Raw genomic sequence first — 19,828 nt, forward strand, 5'->3', positions numbered from 1 at the left:
CTGGGCGCAACAAGATGCACCCATAGTTTCAACCACCAAACAGGCCGCTGTCCCGCAGCAGATGTTGGTTGCCTCTGCGGCGGGTAAAACCGCTGCGATCGAAGAATTCCAATACCTGGATCGCCAACTTGCGGCCCACACCCAGCCGATCGCGGAAGTCACCGGCGTTGGTGCTGCCTTGCGTGGCGTCTAGCTCACGGATCAACGCGGCAAACTGTTCAATACGTTGGCTGAGGTAGTAGCGATCGACTACCACTGCGGTGACATGGCCCAGTTGTGCCGCTTTGCGCAGCGTAGCGCGAACGTTATTTTCCTCTTCGCCTAACGAGGCAGCCAGATCGCGTACCCACCAAGGCTCTTCACCAAACAGCGGCTCAATGCGGTTCCACAGTGCCTGTTGCTCGCTGCTGAACGCCAAACCATGCTCGGGCAGGTGCAGCCAGCCGCGCGTATTGCGCAGCAAACCGGCCGCCAGCAGCCGATCGATCATCATAAATACCAGCGGCTCATGCAACGCCGGTAACGCCATACGGCGCAGGCGAGCGCGCCCCAGGCCCAGCTGATCGGCATGTTGCTGATGGTATTCGGCCAACACCTGCAACAGGCGCTGCTCATGCGCTTGCACGTTGGCCGGAGCCAATGCCATCTCGCCGGAGATCATCAGGGCATAACCTGCTAGCAGTTCCAGCAGGCCCTCGTCCGTCAGTTGGCGAGCCCAGGCAAATGCGGCCAGGTCCAGTGCACCACCCGGCAAACGCAGATCCAGCACTTGCCCGTCGCTTGATGCCTGAGCCAGCGCTGCCAGCCAGGCCAGATACTCCGGTTGGCGCTTGCCCCGCTTCGGTGAGGATAGCCCCAGCGCGCGCGCGGCCCCCAACGTTTGCCGAGCGCTGATATCACGCAGCACCAGCCGATCGTTTTCCACCAGCCACAGCGGGCGATCGAGGATCAGCTCCGCCAGGTTGTCGGCCAGCAGCGCAATGCGCCCGGTGATATGGCTGGCGGCATGGTGAATATGCAGCGACTGCCAGTGCTTGATCGGTACATCAGCGTCTATCGCCACCAGAATACGTTCTGCCGCCGCTGGCGGTTGTTGTGCCAACAGCCAGTCGCCGCGTGTTAATTGCTCTTTGCTGACATCGCCGCTGATATTCAGCGCAATACGCTGCCCGGCAAACGCCTGTTCGGCCGCCTGATTCTGCGCATGCAGGCCGCGCACCCGCACCGGCACATCTGCACCGGTCAGCCACAACGTATCACCTACCTTTACGTTGCCGCCCAGCGCTGTCCCGGTCACCACCAGCCCGGCACCTTTGACGCTGAAAGCGCGATCTACCGCCAGACGAAAACGGCGTGATAGTAAGTGCTCACCGGGTTGTAACGCCAACAGATGCTGACGCAGCTCCTCGACACCTTCCCCCAACGCCGCAGCGGTAACAAACACCGGCACATCATGCCAGCCCTGCTGCGCCAATTCGGCCAATACCTGGGCTTGTACTTCGGCAACCCGCGCAGGGTCTACACGGTCGGCCTTGGTCAGCGCCACCGTGAGCTGCGCTCTACCGCTCAGACGCAGGATCGCCAGATGTTCGCGGGTTTGCGCCATCACGCCATCGTCGCAGGCCACCACCAGCAGCGCATGATCGATGCCGCCAATGCCCGCCAGCATATTAGCGAGGAATTTCTCATGGCCGGGAACGTCAATAAACCCCAGCACGCGGCCATCCGGCTGCGGCCAATAGGCATAGCCGAGATCGATGGTCATGCCACGGCGTTGTTCCTCCGGCAGACGATCGGCATTGATACCCGAGATCGCTTGTAACAGGGTTGTTTTGCCGTGGTCGACATGGCCTGCGGTGGCAATAATCATGCGCTCAGCGCCTCAATCAGTGCGCCCTCCTGTTCCAGGCAACGCAGATCGAGCCACAGTTTACCGTCGTTGATACGGCCAATGATCGGCTGCGGCAGGCTACGCCACTGCTGTGCCAAGCCTTCCAAGGTTGCACCCCGGCCATCAAGTGGGGCAAAGGTCAGCGCGTAGCTCGGCAGGCGATCGACCGGTAGAGAACCGCTGCCAATCTGTGACCAGCACGGCTCGCTGCGCAGTTCGAAACGACCAGCAAACTGCGGAGCCAACTGACTCTGTAAACGTTCGGCGGCTTGCTGCATCTGCTGCTGTGGACGGGTTAATAAGCGTAAGGTAGGTAAATGTTCTGCCAATAATTCCGGCTGTTGATACAGCCGCAGCGTGGCTTCCAGCGCCGCCAGCGTAATTTTGCCGACGCGTAGGGCGCGCTTGAGTGGGTGTTGTTGCAAGCGGGCGATCAGATCTTTTTTGCCGACGATAATCCCGGCCTGCGGTCCGCCTAGCAGCTTGTCCCCAGAGAAGGTCACCAGATCGACGCCTGCGGCAATCAGGTGCTGCGGCATCGGCTCGGCTGGCAAGCCGTATTGCGCCATGTCGATCAACGAGCCACTGCCCAAATCGGTCGCCACAGGAATGCCGTGCTCACGGCCCAACACCGCCAGCTCGCTTTCATCAACCGCAGCGGTAAAACCTTGGATACTGTAATTACTGGTATGCACCTTCATCAGCAAGCCGGTTTGCTCATTGATGGCCGCACGATAATCTTTCAGGTGTGTACGGTTGGTGGTACCCACTTCCACCAGTTGGCAACCCGCCTGACGCATAACGTCCGGGATGCGGAACGCGCCACCAATTTCCACCAGTTCACCACGCGACACGATCACCTGCTGGCCTGGAGCAACCGCCGCCAGCATCAACAGCACCGCCGCCGCGTTATTGTTGACGATGCAGGCATCTTCCGCCCCGGTAAGCTGGCAGAGTAAATCCGCGATTGCTCGATCGCGGTGCCCACGGCCTGCACCATCCAGATCGTATTCCAACGTCACGGCACTGGTCATCGCACTGACGACGGCATCCACTGCCGGTTGAGCCAGCAACGCTCGCCCCAGGTTGGTGTGCAGCACGGTGCCGCTGAGGTTAAACACCGGTTGCAACGCCGGACGCTGTTGCTGCTCCAGACGAGCATGCAGCGCCTGCGGCCAGTCCTGACACCAGGCTGGCAACTGTTGCAGAGTCTTGATGGCTTCACGCGCCTGCGCCTGCATCTGACGCAGCAGTTCGCTGATTAGCGTCTGGCCGTGTTTGGCGACGGCGGGCTCGACGGCAGGATCGCGCAGCAGGCGGTCGATGGCAGGTAACTGGCTATAAAGGTGCTGGGATTCAGTGCTCATGGTCACTCGATTTTTCAGTGTCCGGTTAACGGCAAACTGGCTTGTTGGCGTGCGTGCCGAGCTAAACCAGTCAGGTTATTTAACCTGCATGGTATCAATAATTCGCTGTACCAATGCAAGATGTACCTCCGGTGTTTTGGCCGGCGTTAACATCTGCAACGTCACTACCCGTTTATTGAACACCGTCAACACGATAGTGGAAATCAGTTTTTGCCCGTTGACCGTCTGTTCGGTATCCAGACGATGAAACTTCTGCTGGCCAACGGTGAAATTCTCTTCTTTGGTTTTCTTGATGTTCTGATAGCGATCGGACAGCTCGGTAATGATGCTTTGCGTCAGATCTTTAAGCATCTTATCGCTGGTATTGATCTTCGTATCTGCTGGCGGGATCACTTCCGAAGCGACGGTGCGCTGGCGTGATTTGCCATCGAGGAACAGCTGAATGGTGGATTTGTCGTCGTTGATAATGCCACTCAGCTTGGTTTGATCGCTGAAACCCGGTGGCAGTTCAAAGGTGATTTTGCCCTGTTGCAGCGAGACGTTCAGACCGGGGGCCGGTTTTGCCTCTGCCAAAGGGGGTGGGGCTACCGCTACGGGCTGAGTCACGACCGGCTTAGGTGTGGGGGCGGGGACTTCCGGCTTTTTGCTGTCCTGGTTATCACAGGCTACCAGCCCGGTAAGCAGCACGGCCAACGCCGTACCTTTGGCAAGGGTCTTTAACATCATTTATTCCTTTCGCGTTGCGCGTCTTGGCGTAACGGTAGCAACTCACCTCGCGGTTTGCCAGATGTCTAATCCGAAAGTCGCTGCTTGCTGCTCCCCCTCACCCCAACCCTCTCCCCAAAAAGGAGAGGGGGCTGGTACGGAGTTGCGGTCAGGTGCAGACATCAATCTGTGGCACGATCGGTCCCCTCTCCCTGTGGGAGAGGGTTAGGGTGAGGGCTACCGTTACTCGCCTGGGAACAGGAACGGGTTGATACTGCTGCGCGCAAAGCCTTCCTCTTCCATCTTGGCATCGAGGATCAGCGAGGCCAGATCGTCGGCCACCGCTTCGACCTTCGGGTCCTTCTCCTGATAGAGGATCTTCAGGTAGGTGCCGCAGTCGCCACAGCTTTCCGCTTTCACCGCTGCCTGCTCACTTTCCAGCGACCAGTAATTGAGATCGCCGGTTTGCTCGCAGTTGCTGCATTTCACCCGCACCACGTGCCATTCGCTCTCGCACAGGTTGCAGTGCAGATAGCGCAGGCCGTTTACGGTGCCAATATGCACCATGCTGGAAACCGGGATGCTGCCGCAAACCGGGCAGAACTGACGATGCTCGCCGTACTCCGCCCGTGCCTTGCCAGGGATCTGACTGGCCATTTGCGCCCAGTACAACGACAGCGCCGCCCACAGGAATGGGGCTTTGTCGCTGCCAACCTTGGCAAACTCGCCTTTCAGCAGGGCGCTGGCCAGCAGCTCCAGCTCATGGGTCGAGGATTTCTCCAGGTTATCCAACACTGCCAGCACGTGTTCCGGTGCCTGCGGGCGCAGTTCTGCGATCAGCGAGGCCAGCAGCTTGTGCCAGTGCTCGCTGCGTGGATAGATGCCCGCATCCAGCGGCGGCTTGCCGCTGGCGGCACTCTGGATCAACGTTTCGCCGAGATCCAACTCCAGCGGATTATCATGGCAGGCGTTGTGCTGCGCTTGCGCAATGCTGGCGGCAAAGTTGAGATAGTCACCCAGCGGATGGTCTGCGGCCAATTGCTGCAGACGTTCGGCTCGGCGGGTATAAAGGCTCTTCAAATTGGCGAAAAGTAACGGCGGAATAGTTTCCGCCGTTGAAGACTTTTCACGCTGTGCCCCTAACTGCTCTTTAGGAACGATGCGGATACTCATCTGGGTTTGTCTTCCTGTTGTTTCTCGCGGACCTCACGGTACCAGCGTGGGTGATGCTTCTTGGCCCAGGCAGCCGGCACCCAACCTTCCACCATCGCCGTAATGGTGCCTTTTACCCATAGCGCGGCGTAAATGTGCACCATTATCACGATGATCAAACCTACCGCGGCTAATGAATGCACCACCAGCGCGATGCGGATCAGCGGAATGGAGAAGGATGGGGCAAAGTATGGCCGCCAGATAACGATACCACTGGCCAACAACAGCACCAGACTGATTATCGCCGCCCAGAATACGCACTTCTGACCGAAATTATAGCGCCCAGTGTCGCCCACTTCCTCGTTCATGGCAATTTTGTGGATATTCTTGGCCCAGACGATATCTTCCCGGTTGATCAGGTTGTGCTTCCAGTAGCGCAGGAACATCAGCAGGAACGCCACGAACATCAACACCCCGGTGAAGGGGTGAAGGATCCTCGCCAGCTGTGGTGTGCCGAAGATATTCAACAACCAGTTGAAGGAAGGGAACAGGAAGCCCAACCCGCTGATGGCGACAAACATAAAGCAGAACGCCACAATCCAGTGATTAATCCGCTCCGGCGCGCTGTAGCGCTGAATTGGCTTTTCCTTTCTCATTTGCGCGTCTCCTCATCATGATGCTCGTCCTGCTGATCCGGCTCTTCCTCTTCTTCCACGCGGTTTGGACCCACGCCGACGTAGTGGAAAATACTGGCCGCGAAGGTGGCAGCAAACCCGATGGCGGCCAACGGCTTCCATACCCCTTTCCAGAAGGTAACTGCCGGGCTGATGGTCGGGTTATCCGGCAAGCCGTGATACAGCTGCGGTTTGTCGGCGTGATGCAGAACATACATCACGTGAGTGCCGCCCACGCCCGCCGGATCGTACAGACCGGCATTCTCATAGCCACGGGTTTTCAGTTCATCGACACGTTCCGCCGCGACGTTCTTCATCGCCTCTTTGGTGCCGAAATGGATCGCCCCGGTCGGGCAGGTTTTCACACAGGCCGGTTCCTGGCCCACGCCAACGCGGTCGACGCACAGGGTGCATTTGTATACCCGGTTGTCTTCCTGGTTCATGCGCGGCACGTCGAACGGACAACCAGCGATGCAGTAGCCACAGCCGATGCAGTGTTCCGACTGGAAATCGACGATGCCGTTGGCGTACTGGATAATGGCCCCTTCCGCCGGGCACGCCTTCAGGCAGCCCGGATCGGCACAGTGCATGCAGCCATCCTTGCGGATCAGCCACTCCAGCTTGCCGTGCTCCTCGACCTCAGAGAAGCGCATCACCGTCCACGATTTGGCGGTCAGATCGGCGGGGTTATCGTAAACCCCGACGTTGTGCCCCACTTCATCACGGATATCGTTCCATTCAGAACAGGCCACCTGGCAGGCCTTGCAGCCGATGCAGGTGGTGACATCGATCAGCTTGGCCACTTCTTCCTGGTGATCGCGCGCACGCGGTGCCGGAGTGAAGCCGTTGGTAGCGGATTTACGAATGATGTCTTGAGATTGCATTGCCATAATTCGTCTCCGTTACACCTTTTCCACGTTAACCAGGAACGCCTTGAACTCTGGCGTTTGCGTATTGGCGTCGCCGACAAACGGCGTCAGCGTGTTGGCGATAAAGCCTTTCTTCGCCACCCCTTCGTAACCCCAGTGGATCGGGATGCCGATGGTGTCCACGTCCTGACCGTTCACCTGCAAGGTACGAATACGCTTGGTCACCACCGCCTTGGCCTTGATATAGCCACGGTTGGAACTGACTTTGACGGTATCGCCCTGCTTGATGCCTTTCTTCTCGGCCAGCTTCTCGCCAATCTCCACAAACTGTTCCGGCTGGATGATCGCATTAAGCAACGCATGCTTGGTCCAGTAGTGGAAATGTTCGGTCAGGCGATAAGTGGTGCCGACGTAAGGGAACTTGTCGGATTTGCCCATCGCGGCCAGATCGTCTTTGAACACGCGCGCCGCCGGGTTAGACACTACGTTCGGGTGCAACGGGTTGGTGCCAAGCGGCGTTTCAAACGGCTCGTAGTGTTCCGGGAACGGCCCTTCTGCCATTTTGTCTAGTGCAAACAGGCGGCCCATGCCTTCCGGCTGCATGATAAACGGCCCGACGTCGCTGCCCGGAGCGGCGGCGCTGTAGTCCGGGATATCGACCCCGCCCCACTTGACTCCGTCCCATTCCAGCAGTTGACGTTTGGCATCCCACGGTTTGCCCGCCGGATCGGCAGACGCACGGTTATACAGGATGCGGCGGTTCAACGGCCATGCCCAGGCCCAGCCCAGCGTGTTGCCAAGACCGGAAGGATCGGCGTTATCACGGCGCGCCATCTGGTTGCCCGCCTGCGTCCAACTGCCCGCGAAGATCCAGCAGCCACTCGAGGTGGTGCCGTCATCACGCAGATGCGCGAAGGTACTGAGCAATTCGCCTTTCTTCGCCAACACCTTGCCGTCTGGATCAAGGACATCCGCCAGCGCCCGGCCGTTGCTCTCCATCGCCAATTCTTCTGGCGCCGGATTGTTCGGGGTCAGGTAGTCCCAGGACATGTTCAGCAACTGTTCAGGCACCGCGCCGCCGTCACGGGTGTACATCTCGCGCAGGCGCATCAGCAGCCCCGCCAGGATTTCACCGTCGTTCAGCGCTTCCCCTGGGGCGTCGGCCCCTTTCCAGTGCCATTGCAGCCAGCGGCCGGAGTTAACGATTGAACCGTTCTCTTCGGCAAAGCAGGTCGATGGCAGGCGGAATACTTCTGTCTGGATCTGCGATGGGTCAACGTCGTTGAACTCATCGTGGTTCTGCCAGAAGTTGGCGGTCTCGGTGTTCAGCGGGTCAATGGTCACCAGGAACTTCAGCTTGGCCAGCGAGGCCACCACTTTGTTCTTGTTCGGGAACGACGCCACCGGGTTGAAGCCCTGGCACAGATAGCCGTTCACTTTCCCTTGCGACATCATCTCGAAGTATTGCAGAACGTCGTAGCCTTTGTCCCACTTCGGCAGCCAGTCAAAGCCCCAGCTATTGTCCTTCTGCGCTTTGTCACCGTAGAAGCTCTTCATCATGCTGACGAAGAATTTCGGGTAGTTGCTCCAGTAGTTCACCTGGCCCGGCAGCAGCGCCTTCGGCGTGTTGGCTTTCAGGTAGGTATCCAGATCGGCCTGTTTCTCCGAAGGCAGCGTCATATAGCCTGGCAGGCTTTGTGACAGCAGACCCAGATCGGTCAGACCCTGGATATTGGAGTGGCCGCGCAATGCGTTCACACCACCACCCGCCATGCCCATATTGCCAAGCAGCAACTGGATCATCGCCATGGTACGGATGTTCTGCGCACCGACCGAGTGCTGTGTCCAGCCCAGGGCGTAGAGGAACGAGGCCGTCTTGTCGCTGGCACTGGTTTCGGCGATATATTCGCACACCTTGAGGAAGTCTTCGGTTGGCGTACCGCAGATGTTGGTCACCACCTCTGGCGTATAGCGGCTGATGTGTTTTTTCAGCAGGTTCCACACGCAGTTCGGATCTTGCAGCGTGATATCACGCTTGGCGAAGCCGTTCTCGTCGAGCTGGTAGTTCCAGGTGGTTTTATCGTATTTGCGATTATCCGCGTCGTAGCCGCTGAACAGGCCATCATCGAAGGCGAAGTCTTCCCGCACCAGCAGGCTGGCGTTGGTATAAGAATCCACGTATTCGCGGTTAATCTTGTTATTGGTGATCAGATACAGCAACACGCCCGACAGGAAGGCAATGTCGGTACCGGAACGAATAGGCGTGTAGAAATCCGCCACGGATGCGGTACGGGTAAAGCGCGGATCGATGACGATCAGCTTGGCTTTATTATGTATTTTGGCTTCCATCGCCCAGCGGAATCCCACTGGATGCGCTTCTGCCGCATTACCACCCATGACGACAATTAAATCGGCGTTTTTGATATCAACCCAGTGGTTGGTCATCGCACCGCGACCAAATGTTGGAGCAAGACTTGCTACCGTTGGTCCGTGTCAGACACGCGCCTGGTTATCTACGGCAAGCATGCCGAGAGCGCGACTAAATTTTTGGGTTAACATCCCGGTTTCGTTGCTGGAGGCCGAAGCGCACAGCATACCGGTGGTCAGCCAACGGTTGACGGTAACGCCCTGATCGTTGGTGGGAACAAAGTTGGCATCGCGGTCTTCTTTCATCAGTTTGGCGATGCGGGTGAAGGCGTCGTCCCAGCTGATGCGTTGCCACTTGTCAGAGCCAGGAGCGCGATATTCGGGGTATTGCAGACGACTTTCGCTGTGGATGAAATCAACCAGACCTGCGCCTTTCGGGCACAGTGCACCACGGTTTACCGGATGATCCGGATCCCCTTCGATATGGAAGATGCTCTCTTTGGCGTTTTTGGCGCCATCACCAAGGCTGTACATCAACAGCCCACAACCGACGGAACAATACGTGCAGGTATTACGGGTTTCACGGGCGCGCAGCAGCTTGTACTGCCGGGTTTCCGCCAATGCCACCGCCGGGCTGAAGCCCAGTGCGGCTACCGTGGTTCCTGCCATACCGCCAGCACAGATCTTAAAGAACTGCCTTCTGCTGACCTGCATGGGGGGTCTCCTTTCTCTCTCGTGTTGTCACATTGTTTCAAATGACGCTTTCCCCCTCTAAGCGGGAAGCGCTAAAATCACTATTCTTATGTGGATATTGGCCAACTTGGCCGCAACGACGCTGTAATAATACCATAGCGTGCGTAGGGTTGTTACGAACAGGTACCAGGAAAGTGAACAAAATTAACCAAGAGCAGCCGGTAAATGTGAACGCGCTCACGGGCTTGATCCAGGCTCCGGTGTATCAGCGCGGACAACTGACTACCACGGAGCAAGATTGGCTCGCCGAAGAGGTGCCGGTCGCGCTGGTGTATAACGGCATTTCTCACGTGGTAATGATGTGTACGCCAAAGGATCTGGAGGCGTTCGCCCTGGGCTTTTCCCTGTCGGAGGGCATTATCGACTCGCCACGGGATATCTTCAGTATAGAGGTAAATCCTACCTGCAACGGCATGGAGGTCCAGATTGAGCTTTCCAGCCGCCGCTTTGCCGGGCTGAAAGAGCGCCGCCGGGCGATGGCGGGCCGCACAGGCTGTGGCGTTTGCGGTATTGAGCAGTTGGCGGATATTTTCCGGCCGGTGACACCATTACCCTTTACTCAGACCTTCTCGCTGGCCAATCTCGATCGCGCTCTGGGCCAGTTGCGCGATGTGCAGAACGTCGGCCAGCTCACGGGCTGTACCCATGCCGCAGGCTGGATTTCACCACAAGGTGAGTTGCTGGGGGGTTGCGAAGACGTTGGCCGCCATGTGGCACTGGACAAGATGATCGGCATACGCGCCAAACAGGGTTGGCAGCAGGGGGCGATCCTGGTTTCCAGCCGTGCCAGCTACGAGATGGTGCAAAAATCCGCCATGTGCGGCGCCGAAATCCTGTTCGTGGTTTCTGCCGCCACCTCACTGGCGGTGGAAATCGCCGAGCGCAGCAACCTGACGTTGGTGGGCTTCAGCAAGCCAGGCCGGGCAACGGTGTTTACTCATCCGCAGCGTATTACCGACTAAACCACACATTTTGTAGGGCATTGATAATCATTTTCAATATCATTTAATTAATTATAATGCATCATACTGCTTACGCGGTGCTCACATTTTGCGCCGCTCTACACTACTGGAGATGATGATTATGAGTTATTCACTGCCATCCCTGCCTTACGCATACGACGCACTTGAACCGCATTTCGACAAGCAGACGATGGAAATCCATCACACCAAACACCATCAGACCTACGTCAACAACGCCAACACCGTGCTGGAAGCTTACCCTGAGCTGGCTTCGCTGAGCGTAGAAGCGCTGATCCAGGATCTGGATAAAGTCCCTGCGGACAAGCGCACCTTCATGCGTAACAACGCAGGTGGCCACGCTAACCACAGCCTGTTCTGGAAAGGCCTGAAAACCGGCACCACGCTGGGTGGCGATCTGAAAGCCGCTATCGAACGTGATTTCGGCAGCGTTGAGAAATTCCAGGAAGAGTTCGAGAAAGCCGCAGCCACTCGTTTCGGTTCTGGTTGGGCCTGGCTGGTGCTGAAAGGCGACAAGCTGGCTGTAGTCTCTACCGCTAACCAGGACAGCCCGCTGATGGGCGAAGCCGTCTCCGGCGCTTCAGGCTTGCCAATCGTTGGCCTGGACGTGTGGGAACACGCTTACTACCTGAAATTCCAGAACCGTCGCCCGGATTACATCAAGGCATTCTGGAACGTGGTGAACTGGGATGAAGCGGCCAACCGCTTCGCCGCAGCCAAGAAATAATTTGGCTTATCTCCGATGATGCCCGCTGATGCGGGCATTTTTTTGCCTGTTACCCGCTAAAGTTTAACCGCTACTTGCCGATGCTTTGTTCAATTGACTAACGCCTAAGAGGGAAAAATCATGGCGGCATTGAAAGCTTTGGCAGGAAAATTCGTTCACCTCACCGTAGGTAAAAAACTCGGACTCGGCTTCTCACTGATGTTAATACTGGCGACGATTATCGCTGGCACCGGTATCACCTATCTCAATCTGATCGAATCACGCAGCGACCGCATCGATTTCAGCTACCAACTGACCGGCGAAATCGCTCAGGCGAAATACTACCGTGCCATGTTCAGCCAAAAATACGACCCCGACTTCCTTGAGCGCAACCGCCAGCATATCGAGAATGCGCTACAGCTGGCCAGCCATGCACAGGATCTGGATTGGGACACGCAAAGCAGGAAGGATTTGGAACTGTTGGTGGTGTTGCTGGGTAACTACGAGCAACAACAGAAAATGTTCGCCAAAGCCGTCGCCGATAAAGACGCGGTGCGGGCCAGTTGGAACATGTCTGAAGTCCAGGACAGCCTAGGCCAGGTTGAACGCCAATTGGGCACGGCCGATCTGCAACTGGCGTTTACCCAGTTGAACGATAAGCTGACGCTGATCCGCTACTATGCTCGTGGCCTGGTGTTAACACCCACGCTGGAATCCGAAAAACCGTTGATCGGCGCTATCGACGACGCTCGCAGCGCCGCCAATACGATCAGCCAACGCCTGGCAGAGTCACAACGCCCGTTGCTGCAACCTCTGTTAACAGTGTTGGACGAGTATAAGGACCACATCGAAGCCTATCTGCCCGCCTACGACAATGAGATCAAAATCAGCAAGCAGCTGGGCGGCTACGCCGACGAGATCGGTACGTTGGTTAACAACTTTATGAAGGATGAGTTGACGCAGACGCACAACAATATCAACACCGCCCAGTGGCAAATGGCGATCACTACGGCGATCGCCATTCTGGCTGGCCTGTTGGTGTCATGGCGCATCACTTTGCAGATCACTCGTCCGCTGCATAGCACCCTGGAACTGGCAGAACGTATTGCCAAAGGCGATCTACGCCAGGCGCAGACCAGCTCTCGCCGTGACGAGCTGGGCCAGTTGCTCAATGCCGTCGCCGCGATGAGCCAGAACCTGCGCGATATGATTGAGAAAATCCAGATGGGGGTCAGCCAGGTCTCCACCGCTGCCGGGGAAATCGCGGCAGGCAATACCGATCTCTCCTCACGTACCGAGCAGCAGGCCGCCGCAGTGGAAGAAACCGCCGCCAGTATGGAGCAGCTCACCGCCACCGTGAAGCAGAACGCCGACAACGCCCATCACGCCAACCAACTGGCGACCGATGCCTCACAAACCGCCCAGCAAGGCGGCAAACTGGTCAACAATGTGGTCAGCACTATGCGGGACATCTCCAACAGTTCGCAGCGGATCGCCGAAATTACCACCCTGATCAACGGTATTGCCTTCCAGACCAACATTCTGGCACTGAATGCGGCCGTTGAGGCCGCTCGTGCGGGCGAGCAAGGCCGTGGTTTCTCGGTGGTTGCCAGCGAAGTGCGCAACCTGGCCCAGCGCAGCGCCCAGGCGGCGAAAGAAATCGAAGGGTTGATCACCGAGTCGGTCAACCGGGTGCAAAGCGGTACGGCTCTGGTCGAAGACACCGGTAACACCATGGAGCAAATCGTCCGTTCGGTCACCCACGTGCGCGATATCATGGCTGAAATCGCCGCCGCCTCCGACGAGCAAACCAGAGGCATCGCCCAGATTGGTCAGGCTATCGTGGAAATGGACCACACCACTCAGCAAAACGCCGCGCTGGTGGAAGAGTCTGCCGCCGCTGCCGATTCGCTGGAAGAACAGGCCGAGATGTTGCTGCAAAGCGTCGCGGTATTCCGTTTGGCAGACAAAGCGACACCGGTGGAAACAAAAGCCACCCAGCTCAAGTCTCCATCACTGGCCAAACCGAGCACCAACTCCGCAGACAACTGGACGACCTTCTAATCCGTCCTCCCGCCTGGTGATTTCCGGGCGGGTTATTCTGTTCCTCCCTCTCGACTCAGGCTATGCTACGCAGCATTAACGAGAGAGAATGGAGGCCAGCATGCACCACCACCCAGACGTATATCTCGGTTCGATCCAGCCCTATGAAGGCAGCCGCCCCAGCGCCATAGCCAAACGCCTGGTAGAAGGCGCGATAAACCTCACACCACTTGGTCTGGCAGGCGATGAACAGGCAGAAAAAAGCTACCACGGCGGGCCAGATCGCGCCCTGTGCCACTATCCGCGCGAGCACTACGAGCACTGGCGTGAACAATTCCCGACGCAGGCCGAGCAGTTCTGTGCGCCAGCCTTTGGCGAAAATATCTCGACCCTCGGCCTGACCGAGCATAACGTGTTTATGGGGGATATCTTCCGCTGGGGCGAAGCGCTGATCCAGGTTACCCAACCGCGCTCCCCTTGCTTCAAGCTCAATTACCACTTCGCCATCGCCGACATTTCGGTGCTGATGCAGCAAACTGGCCGCTGCGGCTGGCTGTATCGCGTGGTATCAACGGGATTGGTCAGTGGCGACCAGCCGCTGGAACTGGTGAGCCGCAATAGCGATGTGTCCGTCGCAGAAGCCATTGGCATCGCCTGGCATATGCCGTTCGATGAAGAACAATACCGCCGCTTACTGTCGGTGGCAGGCCTGTCAGCCAGTTGGAGCAAAACCATGCTGACGCGCATCGCCAGTGGCAAAATCGAAGACCTCAACCGCCGTCTGCTTGGCCGCTAACCGGTACCAGGCAGCAGACATCCCTCGACCTGGATTTGGGAGTTGCGTTATGGCTACATCACCTCATTCCATTCATCACGCGGCCGCGACCGGCTATCAGGCCAATGCGGATCGCTACGTTCTGGGCCGCCCGGATTATCCGGCGGAGATCGCCGCTTGGCTGCGTGATGCGCTTGAGTTACAGCCCGGTAAGACCGTCATCGATTTGGGTGCAGGTACCGGCAAATTCACTCCACGTCTGCTGGAAACCGGTGCCAACATCATCGCCGTTGAACCGGTGGCACAGATGCTGGCAAAGCTGGCGGCAGCCTTTCCTCAGGTGAACACGCTGGCTGGTACCGCCGAATCTATACCGCTGCCGGATGAGTCGGTGGATGCCATCGTGTGTGCCCAATCCTTTCACTGGTTTGCCACACGCTTGGCGCTGGCGGAAATTCAGCGCGTGCTGAAACCCGGCGGCAAGCTTGGGTTGGTGTGGAATATGCGCGACGCGCGCGTTGGCTGGGTGCGCAAGCTCAATCAGATTGTCGATCGCCACGAAGGGGATGCGCCACGTTTCTATACCGGTGAATGGCGCAAACTGTTCCCGTACCCTGGCTTTGCCCAACTACAGGAGCAAGTGTTTATGCTGGGGCATAGTGGAGCGCCGGAAGATGTGATTTATAACCGCGTGCGATCCACCAGCTTTATCGCTGCGTTGCCGCCGCAACAGCAGGAACAGGTGATCGACCAGCTCCGCCAGTTAGTGGCAGAGGAAGAGGAACTGCGGGGGAAGGAGACGCTCACGGTGCCTTACCAGACCTGCGCGTATTTCACGACCAAGGCTTGATTGTTCCACTCACCCGGGAACCGAACGTGCCACAATTTGACGCCCGCGGTTGACCTTAACACGGGCGCAGCATGCAGCGCCCCTACGCAGGGCCACATTAGCCACCAACGACGCTGAACGGGCTCCCTCTCCCTAAGGGAGAGGGTTGGAGTGAGGGGCGATCAGAAGGCTTTTTTGGCGTAACCGGTAACCACTTTCAGGCCCATTTCGCGGCCAAGTGCGGTCATTGGGTGTACCACGATCAGGCCACGGGCGCTTTTCTTCAGCGAGCCCATATCCGCCTGCTCTTTCTTGGTGATCTCACGGCTGAACGGTAGTTGGCTCAACTTTTGTGCCTCCGCACTCAGTTTTTCCACACGCACGTTTTTCAGACGCTCGATCTCGGTCGCCAGCTTCTCTTTTTCTTTGAGATGTTGCGCAATCAGGTCGGTGTTACCCTGCTGGATCACCGCGGTGTCTTTATGCTTAAGGGCGTCCAGCAGATCGCTCAGGCGCTTAATCTCGGCTTTTTCTTTCTCTTTCATCGTCTTTGGCCTGTTTTGTTCTTTGGCTTAAAAAATATTGGGCTAGTGTAGCAAAATGCGCGGCAGGTTACTCCTCACCTTGCGCAATTCCCGCCGGCAGACCGCTCATCTCACAGGCTTTTGCCCCCACCCGCGCCAACGCCTGGGTATAGCGGGCGTTAAACGGGTAACAGCAGGAAAGCCGCAGCCCGTTATGATAACGCCCACTTGGGGAATACAGCGTGCCGGGCGTCAGGCAGATCTGCTCATCCAGCAGTTGATGGAACAGCGCCACCGTATCCACCCCTGGCGGGAATTCCACCCAGAACACAAACCCACCGGCAGGCTGCGTGGCCCTGGTGCCGTGCGGGAAATGGCGGGCAATCAACGCTCTGGCCTCTTCCACCTGTGCCGCATAGCGTTTGCGCAAATTGCGCAGGTGATGATCGTATCCCCCCGCCTCCAGAAACATCGCCAGCGTTTCCGACAGCAGGTGCGACTCTGCCATCGAAGAGACCGCCTTCAACTTGCGCAAAGCCTCATTGAAGCGCCCACCAACCACCCAGCCGATGCGGAAGTCCGGTGCCAGCGTTTTGGTGAAACTGGAGCAAAACAGCACCCAGCCATCGCTATCGAACGCCTTTACCGCCGGGCTGAGCGCGCTGCCAAATTGCAGCTCGGCATACAGCCCATCTTCAATCAGTGGCACCTGATGATCGTTCATCAGGCGTGCCAGCCGTTTTTTCGCCGCCAGCGGCATAGTGCAACCCAATGGGTTCTGTATCGTCGGCATGGCGATCACCGCATTGAGCCGTTTATCCTGCAACAGCAACTCCAGCGCATCCAGTGACAGGCCGTGCTGCGGATCGGTGGGAATTTCCAACGCTTTCAGCCCCAGACTAGCGAGCAGCGGCAGCAGGTAAAAATAGGTCGGAGACTCCAGCCCTACACAGTCGCCCGGTTTGGTGGTCACCCTGAGCGCCAGCTGCAAAGCTTCCATGCAGCCATGTGTCAGCGTGATGTCGCTCGGCTCCAGCAACATGCCCAGCGTCATTGAGCGCCTGGCGATCTGTTGGCGCAAGCGCAGGCTGCCCGGCGGTAGGGCGTATTGACCAATCAGGTTAGGCTGGCGGCGCAGCTGTGATGACAGCATCCGCCCCAGTTTACCGCCGGGATAAAAATCCACGGTCTGCGGACAGGCGAGCGACAGATTGGTGAAGGCCGGGTTCTGCTGGGCAGCAAAAACCGTATCGATCAAGGCCAGCACATCATCTGCCGGTTGTCCGACCCGGCTACTGGGTGCCGATGCCGTTTTCAACGCAGGCAAGGTTGCCCGCACGTAAAAACCGGACTGTGGCCGCGCTTCAATCAGCCCCCGATCTTCCAACTGGCGATAGGCCGCCACCACGGTATTGATGCTGACGCTGTGAGTCTGTGCGCAACGGCGCACCGAAGGCAGGCGGCTACCGGGCGGCAAGGTGCCACGGTGGATCGCTGCCGCCAACGTTTCTGCCAGTTGCAGGTAGCGGGTTTCCGGGATCTCGTCGAGCAGGGTCACAGTTTCTCTCCAGGCAATGGGTACAGTTTGAAATTAGCGTAACTGTAACCATGACAATAGCTGATTTCTGGTTCTGTCACCATCTACCAACTGCCCTTATGCTGGTGATCTCCCCCAATCATGTATGGAAAACCTCATGCTGGACTCCGCATTTATCAGTTACGTGACCGTGATGTCGATTACCCCTGGCCCCAACAATCTGCTGCTGGCCTCCTCCGGCGTCAATTTCGGCCTGCGGCGTACCTTGCCGATGATGTTTGGCATCAGCCTGGGTTGTGCGACACAGCTAGCCCTCACCACGCTGTTGCTGGCGCTGATCCTGAACTGGGCTGACACCATCCGCTTTCCGCTGGCAGTGATGGGTTGTGCGTATCTGCTGTGGTTATCGTGGAAATTGTATAAAGCAGCTTCACCGGATGCCAAACAACAGGCGCGGCCAATGCGCTTTATCGGTGGTGCCTTGTTCCAGGCAGTGAATCCGAAAGCCTGGCTGATGGCCATCAACGTGGCGATCCTGTTTACGCCCCATGAAGGAGCATCGCTGCATCAAACGCTGTTAACCATCGCAGGCTTCACCGCGGTGAATATCCCCTGCATCTTGATCTGGGCGGTAATGGGCGATCGGTTACGCCACGCTTTGCGAGTGACCTGGAAGTTGCGGTTATTTAATGGCGTGATGGCAGGTTTGATGGCAACCACCGCGCTTTGGCTGCTGTTTGACGAGTGGCGGGCGCTGGTGGCTTAAGGCTTTTGAGCACCGAGCGGGGAGAGGCGAGAGGGCTGTTTGGCACCGATTTCCGCCAGCAGCTCGGTGATCGATAGCACCATGGTCGAACGCACCATCTGCTGGTAGCGCTGGTGTTGCATGGCGATCAGTGACTCATCCGCCTCGCCGGGCTGTAGAAACGTGGGGACCGGCGGCAGGGCGCTGACGCAATGCAGCTCGCCAAACGGACCCAGAATTTCATCATCAATAAAGCGATATTCCGAGCCATCGTGGTTCAACTCTTCACGCATCGCCATCAGCAGTTCGGCATCTTCATATTCGTGGCGGGAAATCACCCCCAGCCCATACATCAACTTCAGGCGTACCGAAAGCTCACCAAGCGGCCCGGCACCGGACAATAGCGGTTCGACGGCATATTTCACCGCATAGTCGTCTTTACGGAAAACCTGCACCACCAGGACGTTAAGCGCTTCTGCCAGCAGCTCGACCGCTGCGATCAGAAAACTGCGCACCGTCTTGCCTGCGTTCAGCTTTTCCAACACCTTGTTTTCAAATGCCTGGGTCTCGATCATCTTCGCTTTTCGAATCGCGTGGCTGTCCGGACGCTCCCGGCTAATCACCGGGAGTGAGCCTGAGTGGGGGGCAAAGATCCCCTGCCCCCTCACCCTACCCCTACCCCTTATCCGTGGGGAAAGGGAACGGTTTTGCTTACACTGATTTGATATCACAGCGTTTACTGCATGGCGTTATACACAGCAACTGCCTCTTCCACAACCTTGCTGTCGACCGGTAAACCGGAAATTTGCGCCAGCGCGGCTTTTGGACCCAGTTTTGCCAGCAATTCCACCAACTCTTGTGCCTGTGGGTCTTGCTCACTGCGATAGCTCATGGCGGCGGCAATCCCCTGGATCAGGTTGGCGTGCGGCAAGCCGTATTCCAATGTGCCCAACAGCGGCTTGATCAAACGGTCACCAGCGCTCAGCTTACGCAGCGGCTGACGGCCCACGCGCTCCACGTCATCATGCAGATACGGGTTTTCGAAGCGGGACAGGATCTTGTTGATATAGGCGGCATGTTTGTCGGCGTCGAAACCATAGCGCTTGATCAATACCGCGCCGCTCTCTTCCATTGCGCCTTTGACGACCTGGCGGATAGCCGGATCGAGGATCGCATCACGGATGGTCTGCAGCTTGGCGCGCTGGCCCAGATAAGCGGTGATCGCATGGCCGGTGTTGAGGGTAAAAAGCTTCCGCTCAACAAACGCCATCAGGTTATCGGTCAGTTCCATGCCGGCGATGGCAGGAGGTTGGCCCTTGAACTGGGTCTGATCGACAATCCACTCGCTGAAGGTTTCTACCGTCACTTCCAGCGGGTCGGTACTGCCCGCTTCGGCTGGCGGCACGATGCGGTCTACGGCGGAGTCGACAAAGCCGACGTGTTGCTCAACCCAAGCCTGCTCATCCTGCGGCAGTGCATCAAACACGTGCTGTTTGAGCTGGCTGGTGCCGCGCACCATGTTTTCACAGGCGATAATGTTCAACGGCTGAGTATTGCCTTGCTGATGGCGTTTGACCAAGCCTTTGGCGATCGTCCCGGCAATTCGGGCCAGGATCTGCGGGCCAACGGCCGTCGTCACGATATCCGCAAGAGCTATCAGGGCCACCGCTTCGTCGCTGCCGCTGTTAACGGCACTGACGTTATTCACATCTTCAACGCGCGCCTGCTCGCCTACCACATGGACCTGGTAGCTCTTGCGTTGATTCAACGCGTCCAGCACCGTCTGGTTAACGTCAGCAAAAGTCAGTTCGGCGTGCGCGTCGGCCAGCAGTTTACCGATAAAACCACGGCCAATATTGCCGGCTCCGAAGTGTAATGCTTTCATATTCCACCCTTTCTTAATGTCGAAGG

At 57.6% G+C, this 19,828-nt stretch carries 17 protein-coding genes; 6 read left to right on the forward strand and 11 right to left on the reverse strand.

Annotated elements, in window-relative coordinates; genetic code table 11:
* Positions 1-28: 28 nt before the first annotated feature.
* The 7 genes from selB to fdnG form a co-directional block, all read right to left on the reverse strand.
* Positions 29-1,870, reverse strand: coding sequence for a selenocysteine-specific translation elongation factor (gene selB / locus U869_RS0110575; protein ID WP_025122226.1), 1,842 nt, complete (start codon positions 1,868-1,870; stop codon positions 29-31).
* Positions 1,867-3,258, reverse strand: coding sequence for an L-seryl-tRNA(Sec) selenium transferase (gene selA / locus U869_RS0110580; RefSeq protein ID WP_025122225.1), 1,392 nt, complete (start codon positions 3,256-3,258; stop codon positions 1,867-1,869). Before selA ends, selB begins: the two co-directional genes overlap by 4 nt.
* 75 nt (positions 3,259-3,333) lie before the next feature.
* Entirely contained in the window at positions 3,334-3,981 is a 648-nt protein-coding gene (locus U869_RS0110585) for a DcrB-related protein (RefSeq protein WP_025122224.1), read from the reverse strand.
* Between the two features lie 225 nt (positions 3,982-4,206).
* A complete protein-coding gene (gene fdhE, locus U869_RS0110590; RefSeq protein ID WP_025122223.1) occupies positions 4,207-5,136 on the reverse strand; it encodes a formate dehydrogenase accessory protein FdhE in 930 nt (309 codons plus the stop codon).
* Positions 5,133-5,771: a formate dehydrogenase cytochrome b556 subunit gene (fdoI, locus tag U869_RS0110595; RefSeq protein WP_025122222.1), complete on the reverse strand. Its 639-nt coding sequence runs from the start codon at positions 5,769-5,771 to the stop codon at positions 5,133-5,135. Before fdoI ends, fdhE begins: the two co-directional genes overlap by 4 nt.
* Positions 5,768-6,679, reverse strand: coding sequence for a formate dehydrogenase subunit beta (gene fdxH, locus U869_RS0110600; RefSeq protein ID WP_025122221.1), 912 nt, complete (start codon positions 6,677-6,679; stop codon positions 5,768-5,770). The genes fdoI and fdxH overlap by 4 nt, the downstream gene beginning before the upstream one ends.
* 12 nt (positions 6,680-6,691) lie before the next feature.
* Positions 6,692-9,739 (reverse strand): formate dehydrogenase-N subunit alpha, encoded by a 3,048-nt coding sequence (fdnG, locus tag U869_RS0110605; protein WP_115681383.1) that lies wholly within the window; start codon positions 9,737-9,739, stop codon positions 6,692-6,694.
* A 173-nt stretch (positions 9,740-9,912) separates the two neighbouring features.
* Here fdnG and fdhD point away from each other — a divergent pair, with 173 nt between their 5' ends.
* From fdhD to U869_RS0110635, 5 genes are all read left to right on the forward strand, one after another.
* Entirely contained in the window at positions 9,913-10,740 is an 828-nt protein-coding gene (gene fdhD / locus U869_RS0110615) for a formate dehydrogenase accessory sulfurtransferase FdhD (RefSeq protein WP_037408830.1), read from the forward strand.
* A 121-nt stretch (positions 10,741-10,861) separates the two neighbouring features.
* The gene (sodA, locus tag U869_RS0110620) at positions 10,862-11,485 is read left to right on the forward strand and encodes a superoxide dismutase [Mn] (protein ID WP_025122217.1); all 624 of its coding nucleotides are present in this window, start codon (positions 10,862-10,864) and stop codon (positions 11,483-11,485) included.
* Between the two features lie 120 nt (positions 11,486-11,605).
* Entirely contained in the window at positions 11,606-13,528 is a 1,923-nt protein-coding gene (locus U869_RS0110625; RefSeq protein ID WP_025122216.1) for a methyl-accepting chemotaxis protein, read from the forward strand.
* A gap of 100 nt (positions 13,529-13,628) precedes the next feature.
* A complete protein-coding gene (gene yiiM / locus U869_RS0110630) occupies positions 13,629-14,303 on the forward strand; it encodes a 6-hydroxyaminopurine reductase (protein ID WP_025122215.1) in 675 nt (224 codons plus the stop codon).
* Between the two features lie 49 nt (positions 14,304-14,352).
* Positions 14,353-15,132, forward strand: a complete 780-nt coding sequence (locus tag U869_RS0110635) for a class I SAM-dependent methyltransferase (RefSeq protein WP_025122214.1) — start codon at positions 14,353-14,355, stop codon at positions 15,130-15,132.
* A 161-nt stretch (positions 15,133-15,293) separates the two neighbouring features.
* Here the strand turns inward: U869_RS0110635 and U869_RS0110640 are convergent, their stop codons facing one another.
* Together U869_RS0110640 and U869_RS0110645 are read right to left on the reverse strand one after the other, a co-directional pair.
* Complete coding sequence (locus U869_RS0110640; RefSeq protein ID WP_025122213.1) at positions 15,294-15,656, reverse strand: YibL family ribosome-associated protein; 363 nt, start codon at positions 15,654-15,656, stop codon at positions 15,294-15,296.
* Between the two features lie 67 nt (positions 15,657-15,723).
* Positions 15,724-17,193, reverse strand: coding sequence for a PLP-dependent aminotransferase family protein (locus U869_RS0110645; RefSeq protein ID WP_025122212.1), 1,470 nt, complete (start codon positions 17,191-17,193; stop codon positions 15,724-15,726).
* A 136-nt stretch (positions 17,194-17,329) separates the two neighbouring features.
* Between U869_RS0110645 and U869_RS0110650 the strand changes: the two genes are divergently transcribed.
* Positions 17,330-17,938, forward strand: coding sequence for a LysE family translocator (locus U869_RS0110650; protein ID WP_025122211.1), 609 nt, complete (start codon positions 17,330-17,332; stop codon positions 17,936-17,938).
* Here U869_RS0110650 and U869_RS0110655 read toward each other — a convergent pair.
* Together U869_RS0110655 and U869_RS0110660 are read right to left on the reverse strand one after the other, a co-directional pair.
* Positions 17,935-18,492: an MltR family transcriptional regulator gene (locus tag U869_RS0110655; RefSeq protein WP_024483278.1), complete on the reverse strand. Its 558-nt coding sequence runs from the start codon at positions 18,490-18,492 to the stop codon at positions 17,935-17,937. The two genes, U869_RS0110650 and U869_RS0110655, sit on opposite strands and share 4 nt — an antisense overlap.
* Before the next feature lie 161 nt (positions 18,493-18,653).
* Positions 18,654-19,802, reverse strand: coding sequence for a mannitol-1-phosphate 5-dehydrogenase (locus tag U869_RS0110660; protein ID WP_025122210.1), 1,149 nt, complete (start codon positions 19,800-19,802; stop codon positions 18,654-18,656).
* Positions 19,803-19,828 lie beyond the last annotated feature (26 nt).

This window comes from Serratia sp. H1w (genome assembly GCF_000633355.1).
Classification (GTDB): Bacteria; Pseudomonadota; Gammaproteobacteria; order Enterobacterales; family Enterobacteriaceae; genus Chania.